The sequence below is a fragment of the Levilactobacillus enshiensis genome (assembly GCF_007115095.1).
GTDB classification, from domain to species: domain Bacteria; phylum Bacillota; class Bacilli; order Lactobacillales; family Lactobacillaceae; genus Levilactobacillus; species Levilactobacillus enshiensis.
In genome coordinates, this window is sequence record NZ_SULH01000001.1 from 375,956 (window position 1) to 398,005 (window position 22,050).

Consider the following 22,050-nt stretch of genomic DNA (forward strand, 5'->3'; position numbering starts at 1 on the left):
TCTATGAAAAATATGGGGTTCCGTTGGTATGGGCCAGATGATGACCCGATTACCTTACAAAACATCCGCCAAATTCCTGGAACTACTCAGGTTGTCGGTGCGTTGTTTGACGTACCGGTTGGTGAAGTATGGCCGAAAGAAAAAATTGCTAAACTTAAGCAGGAAGTTGAAGCTGCTGGTTTGAAGCTTGAAGTTATTGAATCCGTCAACATTCATGATGATATCAAGATTGGTAAGCCTAGTCGTGATAAATACATTGAAAACTATAAACAAACGATTCGTAATTTAGCTGAATATGGAATTAAAGTTATTTGTTACAACTTTATGCCGATATTTGATTGGTTACGGACGGATCTACATTATGTTTTAAAAGATGGCTCCAATGACATGGCATTTGAAGCTGAAAAATTAGCTGATGATCCACAAGAAATTATCGATTCTACCCGTAATGGGTCCAATGGCTACACTTTGCCAGGTTGGGAACCAGAACGGTTGGCAACAATCGAGGGACTTTTCAACGCCTACAAGGGTGTTGATGAGGATAAGCTACGTGAAAACATGAAGTATTTCCTGGATGCAATTATTCCAACTTGTGAGGAATGCGATGTCCGGATGGCAATGCATCCGGATGATCCACCGCGTCCACTATTTGGTTTACCACGGATTTACAAGAATGCTGAAGATATGCGTGCGATTGAAGCCATGCATGAATCTAAGTACAATGGATTCACCATTTGTACGGGTTCTTTAGGTGAAAATCCTAACAACGATGTCCCAGCTATTATTCGTGAATTTGTTGGTAAAGATCGGGCACCATTCATTCACGCCCGCAATATTAAGTTCATGAATGGTAATGGCGATTTCCATGAATCAGCTCACCTAAGTGAATGTGGTAGCCTTGATATGTATGAGATTATGAAGGCACTTCATGATACGAACTTTGATGGCTATATTCGTCCAGATCACGGACGTAATATCTGGGGTGAAGACGGTGTTCCAGGCTATGGTTTGTATGATCGAGCATTAGGGATTGCTTATCTTAATGGTCTCTGGGAAGCGTTAGAAAAGAATAAGTAATATTCAAGCATGATTGAGGCATAGTAACTGTATGCGTGCATAAATTATGTGTTGGAGATTCAATTCATTTTTGGATTGAATCTTTTTTTGTTAATTAAGAAAGTATAGATGGTTAAAACCGTCTTTAATGGGTTTATTTCATTTGTGAGGATGAAACTGGCGATAAACTTAATCACAGATTACCGACTTACACTTTTTATTTTCTCCACCAACTATCAAGGTGTATAACTAAAGTAACTAGAAATTAAACGTGACTGAAAAGGAGTTATCCCATCTATGTCAAAACAAATCGTTTTATATTTCTCTTGCACTGGGCACACCGCCGCGGTTGCTCAGAAAATCTCGCGTGTGACCGGCGCACAGTTAGTGCCACTCGAACCGCAACAGCCTTATACACCTGATGACCTTGACTGGCACAACCCAACCAGTCGCGTATCACTTGAATCCGCTGATGATACCGTTCGACCAGCCATTCAGTTACCCAATCAGCGGTTACTTGAACAGGCGGACACCGTCTACCTCGGCGCGCCCATCTGGTGGAGTCAGGTTCCACACGTGGTCAACACCTTACTCGAAACAAATCTGTTACGTGGCAAGGCCGTCTGGCAGTTCTGTACCTCCAGCACAACCCCAGTTGCGGTTGCTAATGACCGCTTACGTTGTGCCTATCCCAGCATCAATTGGCAACCCGGCCGGCGGTTTACCCACACAATCAATGGTCAAGAAGTCGAATCCTGGTTAAAACAGGGTCAGCGTTAATTTGCTCGCGTCATTCGTAGCGTCTCGCAACCAATTGTCGTATAATGAGTTTATTCTAACAATTTAAGGAGAAAAATATGGCAGAATCCACACATTTTTACGAACTGTTTCAACCAACGCACTACAACGTGTACCTCGATATCAACCGGGCGACGAAGCTGATCTCTGGGACGTCCACCATTACTGGTGACGCCAAGCAAGCTAGCATCGCAATCCACCAGAAGTTTATGACCATCAGCGCCGTTAAGGCTGACGGTAAGGACGTTCCTTTCACCTTTGACGACCAGAGTGAAGGTATTCACATTGACCTGGGCAAGACCGGAGAGACCACGGTGGCTATCGACTTCACCGCACCCCTGACTGATAGCATGATGGGCATTTACCCGTCATATTACGAACTCAATGGAGAGAAAAAGGAATTGATCGGCACCCAGTTTGAAACGACGGCTGCGCGCCAAGCCTTCCCCTGTGTCGACGAACCCGAAGCCAAGGCCACGTTTGACCTCGCTATCAAGTTCGACGAACACGAAGGCGAAACAGTTATTAGCAACATGCCCGAAGTGAAGGTTGTCGATGGTGTTCACTATTTTGATACCACGGTCCGCATGTCCTCTTACCTGATTGCCTTTGCTTTCGGGGAGATGCAAAGCAAGTTGACGACGACCAAGAGTGGTGTCAAGGTGGGGGTTTTCTCCACCAAAGCGCATCAACCTAAAGAACTCGACTTTGCTTTGGACATTGCCAAGCGGTCGATTGAATTCTACGAAGACTTCTACCAGACACCATATCCATTGCCACATTCTTGGCAACTGGCCTTACCTGATTTCTCAGCTGGCGCCATGGAAAACTGGGGATTGGTGACTTACCGGGAAGCCTACCTGGTCTTAGACCCCGACAACACGTCATTTGAAACGAAACAACGGGTCGCGACAGTTATTGCCCATGAATTGGCTCACCAATGGTTCGGTGATCTGGTGACTATGAAGTGGTGGGATGATCTCTGGTTGAACGAAAGTTTTGCCAACATGATGGAATACGTCGCTATCGACGCGATTGAACCTGACTGGCACATCTGGGAAGTCTTCCAGACGTCCGAAGCCCCAATGGCGCTGCAACGGGATGCCACGGATGGCGTGCAATCTGTTCACGTGCAGGTCGAAGATCCAGCTGAAATTGATGCACTATTCGATGGGGCCATTGTTTACGCAAAGGGCGCACGGATGCTAGTCATGGTTCGGGCCTTGATCGGTGACGATGCCTTGCGGGCTGGTTTGAAGAACTACTTTGCTACTCACCATTACGGCAACGCCACCGGGGCTGATCTCTGGGCTGCGCTCGGGGCTGCTTCTGGTATGAACGTTGGCGCCATCATGAACTCTTGGCTCGAACAACCAGGTTATCCCGTTGTTTCCGCCGCAGTGGTCGATGGCAAATTGACTATCAGCCAACAACAATTCTTCGTTGGCGAGGGCAAGGATGCTGGCCGTCAATGGCAAGTACCTTTGAACGGCAACTACGATGCGGTTCCTGAAATTTTAGCGGACAAGTCCATGACCTTAGGTGACTACGCGGAATTGCGTCAGGCCAGTGGTCAGCCTTTCCGCTTGAACGTGGGCAACAACTCGCACTTTATCGTGAAGTACGATGACACCTTGTTACAAGACATCTTGGCCAACTTAGACACCTTGGACGCCATTGCGCAATTGCAATTACTTCAAGACTTACGGTTGTTAGCTGAGGGACGCCAAATTTCATACGCAGCAATTGTGCCATTACTGAGTCGCTTTGCGGACAGCCGTTCAACGGTCGTTAACGATGTTCTGTATGGCGTTGCGGGTAACCTACGGAAGTTTGTCACTCCTGATTCTGCTGAAGAAAAAGCATTACGACGATTATTTGACCGTCTGAGTGCCAAACAGGTTGCTCGGTTGGGGTGGACCCCTCGGGCTGGCGAATCTAACGATGACCAACTGACGCGGCCATTCGTATTGAATGCGGCTTTATATGCGAAGAATCCGGAATCGATTGCGGCTGCCCACAAGTTGTTCGTTGCCAACCAAGATAACTTGGCTGGGTTGCCAGCGGCTGTCCGGGTCTTCATTTTAGCCAATGAGGTGGAGAACTTTAGCGACGCTGAGGTCTTCGACCAACTCTTGAATGACTACCGGAAGTCTAGCGATGCCAGTTACAAGGCTGATCTTGCAGCGGCACTGCCAACGACATCGGATGCAACCTTGATTGCCAAATTGATTGGTGTCTTTGAAGATGCCGATACTGTTAAGCCGCAAGACTTGCGCGCTTGGTATCGTGGTGTGTTGAACAATTCTGATGGTGAACAAGCCGCTTGGGATTGGATCAGAAACGATTGGCAATGGCTGGAAAACACGGTTGGTGGCGACATGGAATTTACCACGTACATCACCGTGACGACTGGTGTTTTCCATACGCCAGAACGGTTGGCCGAGTTTAAGGCCTTCTTTGAACCGAAGTTGAATACACCAGGGTTAACCCGGGAAATAACGATGGACACCAAGGTCATCGAGACCCGTGTTGCCTTGATTGAAGACGAAAAGACGGCCGTGAATGAAGCGGTTGCTGAAGCGACAAAATAGATTTTCATAAAAGAAGCTCACTGGGAGAATAATTGCCAGTGAGCTTTTTATTATGATTAAGATTTAGAACTAAGATGATATGATTAGGCATCTTCGGTGATCACATAGTTATTGTAGCCAATAATGATTTAACAAAAAAGCCCTCCCCAGATTGAAGGGAAGGCAATTCTAGAATTAATCGTTTAAATTGTACCGTAGCTTCATGTGTTCTGAACCAAACGTGACCATGTCACCCAGTAACTTGGTTTGACGCGTGAAGGATTCATTGGACAACTTTTCGTTAGCGTCCTTCAAAATATTAACGTCGGCACCGTTCTTGATAGCGGCGTCCGTGTCATTTTGAATCTTACGGTAAGCGCCCATAGCCTCTAAGGCAAAGGTGTTACGGAAGTCGACGTATAAGTCGTAGTCCGTGTCACCCAGTAAAGCGGTGGTGCAGCTCAACCAGTACATGTGATTCAAGTTGAATGTGCCATCGGCATCCTTGTAAACGGCGGGTGTGTCGTCAACGTTAGCGTAGAAAGGAACGACCGTGTTGAACGTGTTGGCACCAAAGGCTAACCAGTGAATACCGGCAATGCTGTCAGGCACGTTATTTCTGATTTGGAGAATGTGCACATCGTGGTTCCGGTTGATACCGATTGGCCGGAACTTCGTCTTGTCGGCTTCGGAGCCGTCGCCGTAAACGTCGTACTTCGTGTTTTCAAAGTGAGAACTCAATACGTACTTAACGTCTTCAATGGAAATCTTGCGGTTAGCGTGGCAGATGAATGGCAGGTCTTGGTCTTGCGGGTCCTGTTCAACATCAGGGGAGAAGTACTTTTGACCGAACCAAGCACGCGGGTTGTTGTAAACTGTATCCTTGGTAGAAGCACTACCGAAAATGTGACGGAGGTTAACCGTATCGAAATCAGGGTTTAAGCTGTAGGTTTCAATCATGTCTTCCAGGTCATCAGAGGCCATGGTGTCGTCAGCGCTGAAATCGAAGAAATCGATGTTCATCCGGTTAGGGGCAACGACATAAGCATCGTCTGGAATCCGCTTAGCAGCCCAGTGGTGACCACCGATGGTTTCAAGCCACCAGATTTCGTTGTTGTCGGAAAAGGCAATACCGTTTGGTTCGTAAGTCCCATAGTCTTTTAAGAGACTACCTAAACGTTCAACCCCTTCGCGGGCGCTGTGAATGTAAGGCAAGACCAAAGTTACCAAGTCTTCTTCACCAATACCACCAGCAACGTAAGGGTCGATGCCCAAGATGCGTGAGTTAGTGGTGATCGTTTCAGTCGCGGACATGGCGATGTTGTCGCTGTTGATTCCGGCAGCTGGCCAGATACCGTTCGTTAAAATTGAGTTGGGAATAGATGTGTAACGCAATGGGTTATCGGGTAATTTAACCTCGACACCACTGATAACGGCTTTGTAGTCGCGTGGTTGGTCAGCAGGATTGACCACGACAAATTTTTCAGGGTCGAGGGCCTCGTGACCATCGTCGTTCCGCGAAATAATCGTTGAACCATCGAGTGAGGCTTTTTTTCCAACCAAAATGGTGGTACATGAACCTTTAATTCGTTTTTCCATGAATGCAGCACTCCTTTTAACCCGTATTATATCATTGAAACCCATGAGAAGAGAAGTGGTTGCGCAGATGGTTGGCGCATTTATGGCGTGGTATCAGTCTTGTGCTGAACTTCGTCGGGGGAAGGGGATTGCCGGGTGGATCGTAGCAGGTCGCGCAATTCCTGATTCTGTTTTTCAATGGCAGTCAGTTGTTGGGTAACGCGCTGATACTCGGACGATTTCCCCCGATTCGCGAAGTAGGTGGTGATGGTACTCGTCAGCGCGCCAATAAAGCCGATGCCGACGAGCATGAGCAGGGTGGCGGCAACCTTGCCGACAGTTGTGTGTGGGGCAACGTCGCCGTAACCGACCGTGGTGGCAGTGGCAATGGCCCACCACAGAGCCTCTCCCCAGGAGACGTGTTCGGCATAGGAATAAAGCGTAGCGGCGAGAATCAAGATGGCCATGCAGGCCCAGATTAAGTAAATGAAACCGTTGGTGCGCAGAAAACGTTTCAGTGTCTGGCGAAGCTTACCAATGAAACCAATCAAGCGGATGAACCGGAAGAGACGGACGAGTCGAAATAAACGGGTGATCCGCGCTAAACGGAAGAAACTAAAGATGGTACTTAACGGAATGATGGCCAAGAGATCGAAAATGTTGTGGCGAAAGAAGACCCATTTTTGCTTAGATCTTGCGAAGCGGACAACGTAGTCCACGGTAAAAGCGGCTAAGATGCCATCATCCATGACACACCAAGGAAGCTCTTGAATGTGAATCAGATTGGAGAAGTCAAGGATTGCCAAGGTAATTGACCAGAGCGCCAAAATGACGACACCAAGATTATATGCTTTTTGCCACGAGCTCATACGACTCACCCCCCCTTAATTGTGTTCAGTATGACATGACAAAACTGAGGTACTCAAGGGGATGGCTTGGTAGTGGAAGTGGGCTAACTATACCAGTTGTCGACCAATTTTGTTTATAATCTAAATATAAAATATAGATTAATGCTTTACGGGGTGTCCTGATTATGGTAACGTTTACAACTGGAGGAGATACAACTTTCAGGGAGGAAATTAAAAGATGAATCAGATGATGAAAACCGGTTTGACCGTTGTGTTAGGAACAATGCTATTTGGGAGTATGGGGACGCCGGTTGTTGCTAATGCAGCAAGTAAAACGATTTATGGTACAAAGATTCCGTTGAAGGGTGCTAGTAACGTTCAGGACATGGGCGGCATCAAAACTAAGAATGGTCATCGGATTAAAGCCCATCGGATTATCCGCTCAAACAAGATGATCAATTACACCAAAAATGATATCAAGGTCATTACATCAACATATAAATTGAAAACAGTGGTTGACTTTCGTTCGGGTAATGAAATTAAAAACACACCCGACGTTAAGATTGCTCACGTAAAATACATTAAAGATGGTGTGGTCAAGGACTCTAATTTTGGTGGTAACTCACAAGCAGAGTTTGCCCAACAGTTAGCGACGATGGATCCTAATCATATGCCAGAATTCTACCAAGGTTTAGTCAGCGATAAAATCTCAATCAAGGGGTACAAAATTTTCTTTAACCAGTTGCTTAAGCAAAAGAAGGGATCGACTCTCTTTCATTGTACGGATGGTAAAGATCGGACTGGAATTGGTGCAATGCTCTTCCTGTCCGCGATGGGGGTCAGCAAGCAGACGATTATGAAAGAATATCTACGTTCCAATCATAACTTAGCTCAGGAAAACAAAATTGCGATTTCGGCAATGGATAAAGTGACGACGAATAAGAATGCGCGGGCCAATTTCCGTCGGTTGAAAGCCGTTAAGAAGTCCTACTTGAATGCTGCCTACAAGACGATTAATCAAAAATATGGTTCGGTGGACAACTTTTTGAAGACGAAGATTGGCTTGACTACTCATAAAAAAGCACAGTTACGGGCAATGTATTTGACGAAGTAACCAGTTATAAAAAGTAAGCTCCTCCAAAAAAGGCCTGAACGCGTCACTGTTCAGGCTTTTAAAAAAAGCTGAGCAAATGGTTAGCCATCAGCTCAGCCTTAAGTGTTTCTAGTTGAATTACTATCAGTGCGGATGTAACTTGAGTCTATATCTAGCAGACATAGTGCGCCCAATTTAGACTAGATTGCCGTGGTCAGGCTAGAGTCAGTGATAGGTGCAGTATCGCCTAAAATCTGATTGGCAACGTAGGTGGCTTCAACCGTGATGGCTGGTGTCACCTTAGCCCGTTGTTTGGCAATCACGTCGCCGATTGCGTAGATATTGTCACCGTTAGCGCGTAAATGATCGTCGACCGCAATATCGTTAGGGTTACTGTAAATCCCGGCATTCTCCAACCCCAGGTGTGTCACATTTGGTTCGCGGTCAGTCATGTTCAACACGTAGCCAGTGGCAAGGTTAGCGCCGTTGGAGGTGATGACCTTGTAGCCTGTGGGTGTTATAGCAATGGCGTGGGCAGTGTCATTGAAGTAAAATTTGGCGCCAGCCGCTTCCATTTTAGCAATGAGTTTAGAAGCTTGGCTGGAATTAAAACCATTTACCATGTGTGAGTCGTGATCAATAATCGTGACCTGAGCACCCAATTCCATAATTAAGGCGGCAAACTTCAAGGAAGCCATGCTGGCCCCGATGAAAGTTACGTGAGCGGGTAACTCTGACAGATTGAGAAGGTCATGGCTATCATGCATGAACTCCCAGCCACTGATTTGAAGTCGCTTTGAATGCCGACCGGTCCCGATAACAATTTTTGCAGCGCGAATCACTTCGCCATTAATTTGAATACAGTGGTTGCCCATGAGAACGGCGGAGCCATGGAAAACGGCGATACCTGCTTGGGTCAGTCGAGTCGTCATTTGGCGGGGAAGGGGATCAATGACGTGCTGTTTGTAGGTTCTGAAGCTTTTCCAATCAATGGCGGCCGTCGTCAGCCGTTGGTCGCGGTAATCCTGAAGTTGTGCGAGTAGTTCAGCGGGTTCGCTCGACAAGCGATTAGTGTCCCGTTCGATAAGGGCCACCGATTTGCCTGCTTGGTTGAGTATGGTCGCGGTATGCCATGTTGCGTGGCTACTGCCAATAAGGACGACGTCGTAATTTGTTTCTATCATTAATTGAAAAACCTCGTTTTCTAAATTTTGGTCGTGCACGATTGATACGAATGAAGAAAAGATGCTACTTGAGCATCCGTTGTAGGGTAGCAATCAATTCGTGATTCATAGCTAGGGTGTCATTGTATTTACTAACATCAACATTCTGCTGGGCAACACATTGATGAATAGCGGCAAATATTTCTGGTTTCGCGTCCCGTGCCTGTTCAGTCAGGGAAACAATCAATTGTCGATGGTCGGTAGCTGGCAGACGACGTGTCAACCAACCATTTGTTTCCATCCGCTTCAATAAAGGTGTCAGAGTATTGCTACCAAAGTCGAGCCGTTCGCCAAGCTTATGTAGCGGTTGTCGATCCTCTTCCCATAGTGAAAGGAGGACGAGATACTGCGGGTAAGTTAGCTGAAATGGTTCGAGGGCCTGCTTATAAAATTTGGTAAACAGCCGGCTAGCGTGGTAGACCGAGAAACATAGTTGGTTGGTTAAAGTCATATCGTCTGGTGCCATGCGCGATCACTCCAATTCAATTGCGTACGATTTAATTTACTATAAGCTAGTTTATCTTAGCTGTCAACTATATTTAGTGAACATTACAGGTAATGTCAGTTTAATTAATATCTAAATAGTTAGCTTGTTATAAGGCCTACAAACTGGTTGAAATCGTTACCCTTTCGTGTGATGACGGGTTTTACATGGCAAATCAAAATTAGCCATATTGGTCAATGTGTGAGGTGATTGTGAATCGATTTTAGGAGTGATTTATGGCCAGAAATTTTTATTTTAATTTTGGAATACGGCCGCAATTTTTTGGGAATTTAGGGTTTTGATTACAAATTAAATATGAATCTAGGCAAGAAAGTTACAGGGCGTTCGGTTGTATTACTCGGCATTAGCCTTTAAAATAGGACTATTGAGCAAGACGATATAAAGAAGAAATGATTATTTAAGGAGCCAGCCATGATAGATTTAGCGGCAGCACAACAAGTATTAAAGACAACGTTTGGCTACGACGAATTTCGTCCGGGCCAACGCGCAGTGATTGAACATGTGCTAGCCGGAGATAGTAGCTTAGCCATCATGCCTACGGGTGGCGGGAAGTCCCTGTGTTATCAAATTCCGGCGATGTTGTTTGCGGGGATTACGGTAGTTGTGTCGCCGCTGATTTCCTTGATGAAGGATCAGGTCGATGCGTTAAATGACAGTGGAATTCCGGCAACCTTTATCAATAGTTCATTAGAATGGCCGGAGATTCAAGAACGGCTAGCAGCACTACACGATGGTGCTTACAAGTTACTCTATGTTGCCCCCGAACGCCTAGACTCAGCAGCCTTTATTCAAGCTTTGGGGCGGTTGCCAATTGACTTATTAGCTGTGGATGAAGCACACTGTATTTCACAATGGGGACATGATTTTCGGCCGAGCTACCTGGCACTGAGTACGGCAATCGAACAATTACCCACTAAGCCACAAGTGTTGGCACTCACGGCGACGGCGACGGAGCAGGTGGTAGATGACATTCGGCAGCAATTAAAGATTGCGCCACAAAATGAGGTTAACACCGGATTCGCACGGGACAATCTCAACCTGACTGTGGTCAAGAACCAAGATACGGATCGTTATATTTTGGATTATTTGAAAGTTAACGCCGGTGAAACGGGAATTATTTATGCCAGTACGCGTAAAGAAGTTGAGCGGCTGACAAAAATGTTGACGCGCCATCATGTTCGAACTGCGGCTTACCATGCAGGACTGCCCGATGAAGAACGGCGGCAAAATCAGGAAGACTTCCTATATGATCGGATTCAGGTCATGGTTGCGACCAATGCATTTGGGATGGGTATCGACAAGAGTAACGTGCGGTTTGTGATTCACGCGCAGGTGCCGGGCACGTTAGAAGCCTACTATCAAGAGGCGGGCCGGGCTGGTCGGGATGGCTTACCTAGTGAGGCCATTTTGCTGTATCGCGCGCAGGACCTACAGATTCAACGGTTCTTCATTGACCAGTCGGAAGAAATGGACGAGGAGCACCGTCAGCGTTCCTACCATAAATTACAGGTGATGAATCAATATGCCAACACGCAAGGGTGCTTGCAACAGTTTATTTTGGCCTACTTTGGCGAGGACTCGGAGCCATGTGGCAGGTGTAGTAACTGTCTGGATGATCGGGAAGCACAAGATGTGACGACCGCGGCCCAGAAGGTGTTATCGTGTGTTGTTCGGCTGCGGTCACGTTATGGTAAAGGCATTGTAGCCCAGGTTTTGACAGGCGCCCACAACCAGCGAATTCGGGAGAACCATTTGGAAGAGTTACCCACGTATGGCATCATGCAGGGGCAGCGTCAAAAGAGTGTCGGCGAGTTAATTGATTTCTTATCCGCGGCAGGCTACCTGCAGAGTGTTGGTGGTCAGTACCCGACACTGCAAGTTACGGCTACTGGTGCGGCAGTCCTTAAAGGAGAAGAGCAAGTCTACCGTAAGATGGCGCGACAGGTTAAACGCCTAGTGCCAGAGAATGACGAACTTTTTGGAAAGCTCCGCGAGTTACGGCGCAGTTTAGCAGAAGAACAACATGTACCGCCATTTGTCATCTTCTCGGATAAGTCGCTTCATGGCATGTGTGAAGTCCTGCCAACGAATGAGGCGGAATTCCTATCCGTGAAGGGTGTCGGTCAGAGCAAGTTGGAGAAATACGGGGCGACATTTATGACGGTTATTCGGGAAAATAAATAAAGTTATTGTCTAAGAAGCAGAACGGATCAATCAACCGGACTGCCTCTTTTATTTTGAAGCCAGTTCACTTTGATCAAAATTTCAATTAGGGTAATCTTGTTGTTAGTTATGCCAATTAGGTGACAGGTGCCAAGGAGGACAGTGTTGTACGAGGGTCTCACCAGTGGATTTCTTAATTCGATTGGGAAGGCAAAGTGCGTATATGTGTTCCAATACATAAAAAAGCAGGGGGCCTGAGACAAAAAGTCTCAGACTCCCTGTAGTTGACACAGTTAATGACGACTAGTTGCTGACCTTGATCCGGAACATGTTCCAAGACAAAGGTTGTAACGTGGTATGCAAGCCGTTGGCGTCTAATTGGACGTTGTTATTTGGCTGAATGGCCATCGACTGGTCTTCGTTAGTCTGCTTGATGTCGTAGCCGTAGAATTGTGTGGCTTCAACAATTTCCTTGGCATTTAGGTCACGCAGGTCGGTACTAAAGTCCATGGCGTCTTCACCCTTGTTTTCGGCAAAGACAACAATTTCACTGTTTTCCTGGTTGTAAACGGCCAAGCTATCCAAGTAAGGAACAGCCTTGAAGTCCTTGCTGTCATAAGTAGCGGATTCCTGTTTAGGTGCTAAAGCAATCCCACGACCGTACTTGGAGACCTGCATGAATGGGAAGAAGATAGATTGTAACCAGACCCCGTTGTCGTCCGTCATGATTGGTGCGATGACGTTCACGAGTTGTGCCAGGCAGGCAATCTTGACCCGGTCAGCGTGCTTCAACAACGTAATCAGCATGGTGCCGACCATCAAGGCATCTTCAAAGTTGTAGTGGTCTTCCAGCAAGTGTGGTGCTTGTTGCCAAGGCGTCGCTTCATCATCTTGTTTGTGGGAGTGATACCAAACGTTCCATTCATCTAAGGCCAAGTTAAGGGTCTTATCGCTGTGTTTACGGGCCTTAACGGCGTCACAAACGGCAACGATACCGCTAATAAATTCGTCGAAGTCCACGGATTTCGCCAGGAAGTTGTGAAGGTCATTTTCTTCGTTGCCGTAGTAACGATGAAGGGACAAGTAGTCGACATCATCGTAAGTGTGGTCGAGGACGGTTTCTTCCCAGCTACCAAACGTTGCCATTTCACGCGTTGAACTGCCACTGACGACCAAGTCAATGTCGGGGTCAACGAGCCGCATGACCTTAGCTGTTTCGTGGGCTAAGCGACCGTACTCTTCAGCGTTCTTGTGACCGATTTGCCAGTCACCATCCATTTCGTTACCCAGGCACCAGGTCTTAATATTAAAGGGCTTGTCGGCACCGTTTTTCTTCCGCAAGTCACTCCAGCACGTCCCACCAGGAAAGTTGCAGTATTCGATAAGGTTACGAGCAGCATCGATGCCACGGCTGCCTAAGTTAACGGCCATGTCGGGACGCGTGCCAGTCTGCTTGGTCCATTTCATAAATTCATGGAGACCAAACTGGTTGGTTTCGATACTTCGCCAAGCTAGGTCAAGACGAGTAGGCCGATCTTCCTTAGGACCAACGCTGTCTTCCCAGTTAAAACCGGAGACGAAGTTCCCACCGGGGTAGCGAATCAAGTCGATGTTTAAGTCTTTAACGGCCTTAACAACGTCTTGGCGGAAGCCGTTGTCGTCAGACTTAGCATTTCCCGGGTTATAAAGGCCATCGTAAACGGCGCGACCGAGATGCTCAATTAAAGCACTGTAGACCCGGTCATCAATCTTTGAAATTTGATTGCTGGGGTCAACGGTTAATTTTCCTTGCATAAAAAAACCTCCATTAAATAGTGATTAGTTGTAATTATAGGGAACGGGTTTGCCAAAATTAGGAGTGCCATCGTCGTTCCACGTGAACGGTTGGACCATTGTGTGCCGGTTAGGGTCGTACAGGGGATCACCCTTGATGTCAGTATAGTTTCGACAATGGTAGACGAGCATGTCGGTCTGATCATCTTCAGCGACCGTGAAGGAGTTATGCCCAGGACCGTATTGCTGAATTGGCAGGTTGCTTTGGAAAACGGGAGTCTTAGACTTGGACCAATTTGAAGCGTCAAGTAAGTCAGCATCTTCAGGCACGGTCAGCATCCCCATGGCATAGTTTTCGTCAGTGGCACTGGCAGAATAGGTGAGGAAGAAGCGGCCATTACGGTGTAAGACGGCCGGGCCTTCGTTGACCCAGAAAATCTTAGTTTCCCAGTCATACTCGGGCTTGGTCAACATTACGGGCTTGGTCTTTAACGTCCAAGGATTTTCCATTTCGGCAATGTAAATATTGGAGTTCCCTTTGATAGCGGGATCCTTTTGTGCCCAGACGTAGTACAACTTGTTTTGTGCTTCAAAGACAGTCGCGTCCAAAGCAAACGTATCCATCGGTGTCTCAATTTGACCATGTTCAATCCAGTCAGATTCATCACGCATGGGGTCAGGATTGTCGCATTCGATGCAATACATCCGGTGCTGGAACATTCCGTTATGATCGAATTCTTTGGTGTGAGAAGCAGCAAAGTAGATGAACCACTTGCCATCTATGTAATGAATTTCGGGTGCCCAGATTAATTGACTCATAGGACCGCTGCCATCTGGGTGTTTCCGCCATACGGTACGTGGTGCGGCATTAGCTAAACCATTTAAGGTTTTTGCGCGCCGAATCTCGATTAGGTTGTAAGCCGGAACCGAAGCAGTAAAGTAATAGTAGCCATCGGTGTGCTTGTAAATGTACGGGTCAGCCCGTTGAACAATTAGTGGGTTGATATAATCCTGTGCTTGGACCATAAGATTAGTCGCTCCTTTTAGAAAATTTATAAGTATTTAAACAATATATCTCTCAATAAATGCTAATAAATACGTCTACTTGAAATATACAACCGTATGAAAACGCTGTCAACCGACAAACGGAATCTTTCGGATATAACCAGATCTTTTGGGAGAAGTCTACATTATTGGAAGGTCCACCTTTAAACAATTGATGACTATTAGCGGCAAGAGACTACTATATTTAATGAGTTTTGAACGAAAAAATATATCCGAATAAGTGATTGGTAGCATCTATTTATCGATATTTTTGTTCACTTTTACTAAAGTGTCCGGATGATTTTGTTCACTATTCGCTTTATATGAATACGCTTTCATCTTATACTGAGTACAGATAAATTTTTGAAGGGAATGTTATACATAATGGCTGAAGTTAATCTAGAACACATTTACAAGCAATATGATGGAGCCGATGATTATTCTGTAACTGATTTTAACCTTGATGTTAAAGATAAGGAGTTCATGGTCTTTGTTGGACCATCTGGTTGTGGGAAGTCAACGACTTTACGGATGATTGCTGGACTGGAAGACATTACCAAAGGAAAATTAGTGATCAATGGGAAAGTTGCCAACAACTTAGCACCTAAGGACCGGGATATTGCCATGGTCTTCCAAAACTATGCTTTGTACCCTCATATGACGGTTTACGGTAACATGGCCTTTGGACTAAAGATTCAAAAGAAGTCTAAAGAAGATATTGATAAGCGAGTTAAGCATGCCGCTGATATTCTTGGGTTAACTGAATATCTAGATCGGAAGCCTGCTGCTCTCTCTGGTGGGCAACGACAACGGGTTGCCTTAGGTCGGGCAATCGTGCGTGATGCCCCTGTCTTCCTAATGGATGAACCATTGTCTAACTTGGACGCTAAGTTGCGGATTTCGATGCGGGCTCAGATCGCTAAATTGCATCAGGACTTAGGGACGACGACCATTTATGTTACTCATGATCAAACTGAAGCGATGACCATGGCTGATCGGATCGTCGTTATGCGTGATGGAAAAGTGCAACAAGTAGGAACGCCTTCTGAAGTTTACGATAAACCAGTTAATGCCTTTGTTGCTGGGTTCATCGGTGCACCTGCCATGAACTTCTTTAACGTAACATTACACGATGGTGTGGTTACCGATGAAAAAGGGGAATTACATCTCAGTGTACCAGAAGGTCGGTTGAAGAACTTGGTTAAGCATGGTTACGATGGCAAACAACTGATCTTGGGTGTTCGTCCAGAAGATATTCATACTGAGAATGCCTTCTTGGAAGCATTTCCTGAAAACGAAGTTGATGCAGAAATTATTGTTTCTGAATTACTTGGTGCCGACTCTCAACTGTACAGCAAGGTTGGAAATACTGAATTTGTATCGAAGGTTAACGCACGTGACTTTGAGAAGCCAGGTGCCCACGTCAAGATGGGCTTTGATTTAAACAAGGCACATTATTTCGATAAAGATTCTGAAGTTTCGGTAGACTACATGGACTAAATCGTTATTAAAAGGATAGTGAGTTCCCATGAGGGAGCCCACTATCCTTTTTGGACTATTGAAAAGTTAAGAGATAACAAAAAAGAAGGTCATCCATATTTTTCAGATTAAAGCCGGTTGTTTCTTGAAATTTTTTGATTCGATATTGTAGGGTATTACGATGCAGAAACATTTTTTTAGCAGTGATACTAACGTTACCACCGTTCTGATAGAGCGTGGTAATCGTTTTCTTGGCAGCGGGCATGTTGAATAATTCTGAATCACTTTTTAGAATCAAGGGATCTTGACTGAGCTGTATTTTAAAATAATATTTGAGAATACTATTTGAAATGGAGAATAGTCGATCGCTAGTATTCTGCTGTAGTTGGAACTTAAAGAGATTACGTTCGTTAGTGAAAAGTTGGTCGATAGTATTGTCATCCTGCCAATACTGACCGATGTAAAGTTTGGAACTACAGTAAAAGTCACTATCTAATGCCTGGCTAATTCCTAGGAAGTTATCATTGTCATATATTTTAGAACCAAGTAGTTCAATTGCAATTGCTTCATGATCATTGACTAAAAAAGCATCTACAAAGGGCTGCTTGAACATGGTTTTAAAAGCATCTAGCCAATTATCAACGGGAATGGAACTGTCATGGCTGACGAGGTTAATTTGAATCACACGAACACGTTGCTTTTTCATTTTTTGTGGCGGAACTTTTTCACCTAAAAATAGACGACGAAACCAAGTATGATCGTTAGCCGTTTTCGTGGGTGATGAGGTTGTCGTATCCGTTATAAGCTGAAGTAGTGTAACTTCACGAGAGGTAAGATTGGCACGGGGGATATTAAGCCACTGTGCCGCAACGGGAAGGCTCAGGTAAGTTGCATCCGGATTAGGCGTTGATTGTAATTTTGCGTCCGGGAAAACACTAATAATGTCTTTAATCTCCACGATAAAATTCATTCCCTTCAGATCGGTTTCAGTGGTGGGTTATTGATTAGTAGCATTAATAAAAATTCGAATTTCTAATTTTAATAGTAACGCAAAAGGTCCATGTAAATCTAATTGGACATGCCGATTTACGTGGGCCTTAATCTTAGAGCAAATTATTTATCGGTATTCACTTGCAGCGTCACAACGCTCATTGCCGGAATCTTAGCGATTAATTGGTGAGTAGTATGAGTAGTGGTTGTGAAATCCTTCGGAGAAATTTCGTCGGGATGATTGAAGTCATTATGTTGATCCATATGCGTTCCTTGCAGAATTTCGCCACTAACGGTATTGATGGTGCTATCCATATCAATCGTAACCGTGTCAGCTGCGGTTAAGCCGTAGTTGCAAAGGGAGATGAAGTAGCCATCCTGATTTTGGGAGATTGACGCGCTGGTCGTTTCTGATAAGTCGTCAAGTGTATCCATTGCAATGGCATCCTGATGATTGAGGAACATTTTAAAGATGTAGTAAGTTGGTGTCTTAATTAGCTTTGGTCCATCTGTCAGTAGCATGGCTTGTAGTACGTTGACCATTTGGGCAATATTTGCCATTTGCACGCGATCAACGTGTTTTTGAAAAATATGCAAAGTAATTGCAGCAATCATAGCATCACGAATTGTATTTTGTTGATAAAGGAAAGCCGGATTGGTTCCCTTCTCAGTTCGTAACCAAGAGCCCCATTCATCGACAATTAAGCCAACCCGTTTTTCGGGATCGTATTTGTCCATAATGGTACTGTGTTTAGTGATGAGTTCGTCCATCTTTTGAGCACTCTTAATTAGAGAGAACCATTCGTTTTCAGGAAATCCTAAGGCTGGTCGCTTATCTTCCCAGGCAGAAGCTAGGGCATAGTGATGTAAACTGATACCATCCATATAAGGCGTAGCAGTCTTCATTAACGTATCCATCCAATGATAATCGTCGACGTTAGGACCAGAAGCAATTTTATAAAGGGGATGGTCAGTATCATAACTGTTAAGGAAGGTTTGATATTGTCGGTAAAGATCGGCATAGTACTCAGGACGCATATTACCGCCACCGCCCCAACTCTCATTACCCACGCCAAAGAACTTTACGTGCCAGGGTTCCTTATGACCATTAGTTGCACGAAGATCAGCCATTGGGGAAGTGCCATTGAAGGTCATGTATTCAACCCACTCGGACATCTCTTGAACGGTACCACTACCAAGGTTGCCATTTACATAAGCGTCGGCACCTAATTGCTTAAGCAATTCAAAATATTCATGCGTACCAAAGTGGTTATTCTCGACAACGCTACCCCAGCTAGTATTCACAATCTTTTTTCGTTTGTCAGCTGGACCAATACCATCAGCCCAATGATAGGTGTCAGCGAAGCAACCACCAGGCCAACGTAAGACGGGAACCTTGATGGCTTTCAGGGCCGTAATAGCGTCAGTTCGCAGTCCATTTATATTAGGAATTTCCGAGTCAGGTTCAACCCATAAACCACCATAAATACTATGACCAAGGTGCTCTGAGAATTGACCATAAATATATTTACTTATTTTACCGAGCTTCCGGTGTGCATCGATTGAAATATGAGACAAGATATGACCTCCTAGTTGAAGATAAGAATAGTTTGAATACGATTCTTTTATTCGGACAACATTTAAATTAAGAACAATATATCTGAACAAATATTACTATATAAAACGCTTTCAATCAAGAAAGACCTAGGTGAAGAGTGTGAACAAATAGGTTGTGACTACAATTCGGGCAATATTTAAGCTGATTTTTTAAGCTTTACTAAAAGTAATAAATACATATAATCTAAAAGTGGCGTTAGGAAAACCTGGCGAATGACTTATCGTTTGTTCAACAAAGCAGAGCATAAACACTGATAAATCAGGAGAATTAGCTATTCTAAATAAGGAAATAAATAAGAAGCCACTGAGATAAGGTATGAGTCAGATTGAAGAAATATAAGTTTTTTTAGTTTTTTTTGAAAGCTGATTTATTAGCTACAACCGGTGTTATTAGTGGGATTAACGTCCTCATTAGTAAGTATATAAAATAGCAAAAGGCAAAATTGTTCCGTATAACTATTGAAATCGCTTACAATTTATGCTAAATTTGTACGTGGATAAGGCAAGAGCGTTAGTTAGAAAGTATAGAGGTTATACTTTCTAAACTCAGGAGTTGCTGGGGCTAACGGGTTGCTGAATCGTTCGTTCATTGAACGTGCCACTGTAGGCAATGACAATTAGTACCAAACGTTAATGCGCAGACGATGGGAAAGTTGTGGGAGCTGAATGAGGTCACTTGTGAGAACATTAGCAATGAGGATGCTGATCGTTCAATCAAATTTCGTTTAATGGCCATGACAGATAACAAGGGGGTCCTTCAATCGGAGATTACTGTTCAAGCAAAGTTCTAAATATGATAGGGGCATTGCGATAAAGTACAGTTATTATTTTTAAGTACATATGAGGAATACGATCATCAATCAACATTTAGGGGTTAATGGATGAATGTGTTCAAGAGCGAAACCACTATCATATAGGTATTGGAATTAACTACTAATCATAGAGGTGTAAATCATGAGACATGGCTTAATGAAAAAGCTTGGCGTTGTTGCTGCAATCGCAGCAGCAGGTGTCAGCTTGGCAGCATGTGGAAGCAGTAAGTCTAGTAGCAGTAGTTCTTCAAACAAGACGACGACTATTACTTTCTGGAACGGCTTCACATCAACTGACGGGGACGTTTTAAAGCAAATTGTTAAAGATTACAACAAGACTAACAAAGACCACGTTAAGGTCAAGATGGATATCATGACCTGGGATAACTTCAATCAGAAGTTACCAACTGGTATCACTGCTAATAAGGCGCCTGACTTTGTTGCTATGAACTACGGTGACATGGCTTCTTACGTTGCCAATGGTACGATGAAGGACATGGGCGACTTCTACAAGCAAAGTGGTGTTGACAAGTCTAACTTCGAAACCACTGCCCGGAACTTAGGGGTTATCAACGGGAAGACTTACTTCGTTCCTATGCAAGTGCAAGGTATGTACCTGTACTGGAACAAGAAACTCTTTAAGAAGGCTGGGTTGAATCCTAACAATCCACCTAAGACTTGGGCTGAATTAGCAACTGATGCTAAGAAGATCTCCAAGTTAGGAAACAATACGCAAGGGTTCGCAATGCCTAAGGATGGTAGCGCTATCATGTACAACTTGTTACAAGATAACGGTGCTAAATTGTTGAACGGTAGCGAAAAGAAATCTGCTTTGAATTCTGCAGCTACTAAGAAGAGTTTTGATTACTTACAACAATTAATCTACAAAGACGGTGTTGGTCCTAAGAACATCTCTGGTGCCGAAGCTGATAACTTAATGCTTGCTGGTTCTCTGGGTCTTTACATCAACGGTCCTTGGTTGAACTCCGGTTTGAAGAAGAACAACATTGATTATGGAATCAGTACCTTGGTTCAAGCTAAGCAAGGTGACCAGAAGGCTATCTTGGATGGTGTTGGATTTGGTATTCCTACCAGCACTAGTGATAGCAAGACTAAGGCCATCTACTCATTCGTTAAGTACTGGAACACGACTAAGGTCGGTAAGAAGTGGAGCCTTGAAAACAAGTGTGCACCATACCTGAAGTCTGTCGCTTCTAACAAGGATATCAAGGCTGATAAACTTGTTTCTACGATGTACAAGCAAATTGGGTATGCTAAGCCATACTACCCAGGTAACAAGAACATGAGTAACATCACGACTAACGTGATTAACCCATCTATCGAAAAAGTCTTGGCTGGGAACAATACTACGAGTGTGATGAAGTCTGCATCTAAACAAGTTGATAGTACATTAAGTGGTAACTAAATTAGTTAACTAGTTAATGTGAATCAGAAAAAAAACAGATGTTAATTTCAATCTCGGTTGAAATTAGCATCTGTTTTATAAAGGAGTCGAGTTAAATGGAAGAGATCGATACATCTGTTAATAAAAAACGTTCCTTCTTCCGATTCTGGAACCAGCCCAAGCATGCTGCCTACTTATTCATGGCACCATCTATTATCATCCTGCTATTCTTCATGGTGATTCCATTAATTGGGACGTTAGGACTTAGTTTTTTCAATATTAATATTTTCTTCACGGGTACTAAATTTGTTGGTCTAGATAATTTCGTTCAGTTCTTCCATGACCAACGAGCGATTAACTCAATGTGGCATACGGTTTACTTTACGTTGCTAGAAACACCTACGCAAGTTATTGTTGGGACGGTTGCTGCTGCGGCTTTATCACGGACAACCTTGTTCAACCGTTTCTCACGTTCTGTTTTCTACGTGCCAGTTATCTGTTCATTAACCACTAGTGGGATTATCTTCTCCATGTTACTTGATCCTAACATTGGTTGGATTCCTTACGTTTTACACCAATTTGGAATGAGCACGCCACAATTCTTCCGGGATGCAACACTGGCTATGCCATCAATCGCCGTTATGACGGTTTGGAAGAACTTTGGTGTTACGATGACCATCATGTTGACAGCCATTCAGGCCATTTCACCTAGTCTGTATGAATCAGCCGAAATGGATGGGGCAAATAAGAAACAGCAATTCTTCCACGTTACGATTCCTCAAATTATTCCATCATTAGGTTTCTGTGTGATGACGAACCTGATTGGGTCAATGCAAGTCTTTGACCAAATCTACGTTACGACTGCTGGTGGTCCTGAGTTCAAGACTGAATCAGCCGTTCAATACATTTATAGTCGTGGGTTCTCTGCACCATATCAATTGGGCTACGCTTCAGCCGTTGCGACAATTTTATTTGTAATTATCGCTGTTTTGTCAGTTTCCTCTAACCTCTACATGAGCCACAAGGAAAAGCAAATGAGATAGGCACCCAATTTTGACTATAAAGTCCTTTGTGGGCGATATCTACTGGAATT

The 22,050-nt window shown here is 44.5% G+C and carries 16 protein-coding genes; 8 read left to right on the forward strand and 8 right to left on the reverse strand.

The genetic code is table 11. The annotated features are described in order from the left end of the window. The first annotated feature begins 3 nt into the window (after nt 1-3). The 3 genes from uxuA to FAY32_RS01760 all read left to right on the forward strand — a co-directional run bounded on the left by uxuA (nt 4) and on the right by FAY32_RS01760 (nt 4,448). Entirely contained in the window at nt 4-1,077 is a 1,074-nt protein-coding gene (uxuA, locus tag FAY32_RS01750) for a mannonate dehydratase (RefSeq protein ID WP_191988125.1), read from the forward strand. Nucleotides 1,078-1,353: 276 nt separating this feature from the next. After that, complete coding sequence (locus FAY32_RS01755) at nt 1,354-1,836, forward strand: flavodoxin (RefSeq protein ID WP_143461703.1); 483 nt, start codon at nt 1,354-1,356, stop codon at nt 1,834-1,836. A gap of 77 nt (nt 1,837-1,913) precedes the next feature. After that, nucleotides 1,914-4,448, forward strand: coding sequence for a M1 family metallopeptidase (locus FAY32_RS01760; RefSeq protein WP_143461705.1), 2,535 nt, complete (start codon nt 1,914-1,916; stop codon nt 4,446-4,448). Between the two features lie 174 nt (nt 4,449-4,622). Here FAY32_RS01760 and FAY32_RS01765 read toward each other — a convergent pair whose 3' ends face one another. Together FAY32_RS01765 and FAY32_RS01770 are read right to left on the reverse strand one after the other, a co-directional pair. Continuing rightward, nucleotides 4,623-6,026, reverse strand: coding sequence for a C69 family dipeptidase (locus FAY32_RS01765; RefSeq protein WP_143461706.1), 1,404 nt, complete (start codon nt 6,024-6,026; stop codon nt 4,623-4,625). Between the two features lie 80 nt (nt 6,027-6,106). Then, on the reverse strand, nt 6,107-6,874 hold the full coding sequence (locus FAY32_RS01770; protein WP_143461708.1) for an ion transporter: 768 nt from the start codon (nt 6,872-6,874) through the stop codon (nt 6,107-6,109). Nucleotides 6,875-7,091: 217 nt separating this feature from the next. On the opposite strand from FAY32_RS01770, the gene FAY32_RS01775 reads away from it, so the two are divergent. Beyond that, complete coding sequence (locus FAY32_RS01775; protein WP_143461710.1) at nt 7,092-7,967, forward strand: tyrosine-protein phosphatase; 876 nt, start codon at nt 7,092-7,094, stop codon at nt 7,965-7,967. Between the two features lie 179 nt (nt 7,968-8,146). On the opposite strand, the gene FAY32_RS01780 is transcribed toward FAY32_RS01775, so the two are convergent. Together FAY32_RS01780 and FAY32_RS01785 are read right to left on the reverse strand one after the other, a co-directional pair. Then, complete coding sequence (locus FAY32_RS01780) at nt 8,147-9,130, reverse strand: FAD-dependent oxidoreductase (RefSeq protein ID WP_143461712.1); 984 nt, start codon at nt 9,128-9,130, stop codon at nt 8,147-8,149. A 64-nt stretch (nt 9,131-9,194) separates the two neighbouring features. Continuing rightward, a complete protein-coding gene (locus FAY32_RS01785) occupies nt 9,195-9,635 on the reverse strand; it encodes a MarR family winged helix-turn-helix transcriptional regulator (protein ID WP_143461714.1) in 441 nt (146 codons plus the stop codon). A gap of 450 nt (nt 9,636-10,085) precedes the next feature. Here FAY32_RS01785 and recQ point away from each other — a divergent pair, with 450 nt between their 5' ends. Further along, the gene (recQ, locus tag FAY32_RS01790; protein ID WP_143461716.1) at nt 10,086-11,858 is read left to right on the forward strand and encodes a DNA helicase RecQ; all 1,773 of its coding nucleotides are present in this window, start codon (nt 10,086-10,088) and stop codon (nt 11,856-11,858) included. 282 nt (nt 11,859-12,140) lie between these two features. On the opposite strand, the gene arfA is transcribed toward recQ, so the two are convergent. Both arfA and FAY32_RS01800 read right to left on the reverse strand, forming a co-directional pair. Continuing rightward, nucleotides 12,141-13,631 (reverse strand): arabinosylfuranosidase ArfA, encoded by a 1,491-nt coding sequence (gene arfA, locus FAY32_RS01795; RefSeq protein WP_143461717.1) that lies wholly within the window; start codon nt 13,629-13,631, stop codon nt 12,141-12,143. Between the two features lie 24 nt (nt 13,632-13,655). Next, complete coding sequence (locus FAY32_RS01800) at nt 13,656-14,636, reverse strand: glycoside hydrolase family 43 protein (protein ID WP_143461719.1); 981 nt, start codon at nt 14,634-14,636, stop codon at nt 13,656-13,658. A gap of 402 nt (nt 14,637-15,038) precedes the next feature. Here FAY32_RS01800 and FAY32_RS01805 point away from each other — a divergent pair, with 402 nt between their 5' ends. Further along, complete coding sequence (locus FAY32_RS01805) at nt 15,039-16,154, forward strand: ABC transporter ATP-binding protein (RefSeq protein ID WP_048735288.1); 1,116 nt, start codon at nt 15,039-15,041, stop codon at nt 16,152-16,154. 55 nt (nt 16,155-16,209) lie between these two features. Here the strand turns inward: FAY32_RS01805 and FAY32_RS01810 are convergent, their stop codons facing one another. After that, a complete protein-coding gene (locus tag FAY32_RS01810; protein WP_158727525.1) occupies nt 16,210-17,091 on the reverse strand; it encodes a helix-turn-helix domain-containing protein in 882 nt (293 codons plus the stop codon). Between the two features lie 155 nt (nt 17,092-17,246). Further along, complete coding sequence (locus tag FAY32_RS01815) at nt 17,247-18,701, reverse strand: alpha-N-arabinofuranosidase (RefSeq protein WP_143461722.1); 1,455 nt, start codon at nt 18,699-18,701, stop codon at nt 17,247-17,249. Between the two features lie 993 nt (nt 18,702-19,694). On the opposite strand from FAY32_RS01815, the gene FAY32_RS01820 reads away from it, so the two are divergent. Both FAY32_RS01820 and FAY32_RS01825 read left to right on the forward strand, forming a co-directional pair. Next, nucleotides 19,695-20,978 carry an ABC transporter substrate-binding protein gene (locus FAY32_RS01820; RefSeq protein WP_143461724.1) on the forward strand — a complete coding sequence of 428 codons (1,284 nt, stop codon included), beginning with the start codon at nt 19,695-19,697 and terminating at the stop codon, nt 20,976-20,978. Nucleotides 20,979-21,073: 95 nt separating this feature from the next. Further along, entirely contained in the window at nt 21,074-22,000 is a 927-nt protein-coding gene (locus tag FAY32_RS01825; protein ID WP_143461726.1) for a carbohydrate ABC transporter permease, read from the forward strand. Nucleotides 22,001-22,050: the final 50 nt, after the last annotated feature.

Excerpts from the sequence above, each read along its gene's own strand:
- FAY32_RS01755 (WP_143461703.1), top strand. The coding sequence starts at position 1,354 with ATGTCAAAACAAATCGTTTTATATTTCTCTTGCACTGGGCACACCGCC.
- FAY32_RS01760 (WP_143461705.1), top strand. The coding sequence starts at position 1,914 with ATGGCAGAATCCACACATTTTTACGAACTGTTTCAACCAACGCACTAC.
- FAY32_RS01805 (WP_048735288.1), top strand. The coding sequence starts at position 15,039 with ATGGCTGAAGTTAATCTAGAACACATTTACAAGCAATATGATGGAGCC.
- recQ (WP_143461716.1), top strand. The coding sequence starts at position 10,086 with ATGATAGATTTAGCGGCAGCACAACAAGTATTAAAGACAACGTTTGGC.
- FAY32_RS01780 (WP_143461712.1), bottom strand. The coding sequence starts at position 9,130 with ATGATAGAAACAAATTACGACGTCGTCCTTATTGGCAGTAGCCACGCA.
- FAY32_RS01765 (WP_143461706.1), bottom strand. The coding sequence starts at position 6,026 with ATGGAAAAACGAATTAAAGGTTCATGTACCACCATTTTGGTTGGAAAA.
- FAY32_RS01800 (WP_143461719.1), bottom strand. The coding sequence starts at position 14,636 with ATGGTCCAAGCACAGGATTATATCAACCCACTAATTGTTCAACGGGCT.
- FAY32_RS01775 (WP_143461710.1), top strand. The coding sequence starts at position 7,092 with ATGAATCAGATGATGAAAACCGGTTTGACCGTTGTGTTAGGAACAATG.
- uxuA (WP_191988125.1), top strand. The coding sequence starts at position 4 with ATGAAAAATATGGGGTTCCGTTGGTATGGGCCAGATGATGACCCGATT.
- FAY32_RS01770 (WP_143461708.1), bottom strand. The coding sequence starts at position 6,874 with ATGAGCTCGTGGCAAAAAGCATATAATCTTGGTGTCGTCATTTTGGCG.
- FAY32_RS01820 (WP_143461724.1), top strand. The coding sequence starts at position 19,695 with ATGAGACATGGCTTAATGAAAAAGCTTGGCGTTGTTGCTGCAATCGCA.
- arfA (WP_143461717.1), bottom strand. The coding sequence starts at position 13,631 with ATGCAAGGAAAATTAACCGTTGACCCCAGCAATCAAATTTCAAAGATT.
- FAY32_RS01785 (WP_143461714.1), bottom strand. The coding sequence starts at position 9,635 with ATGGCACCAGACGATATGACTTTAACCAACCAACTATGTTTCTCGGTC.
- FAY32_RS01825 (WP_143461726.1), top strand. The coding sequence starts at position 21,074 with ATGGAAGAGATCGATACATCTGTTAATAAAAAACGTTCCTTCTTCCGA.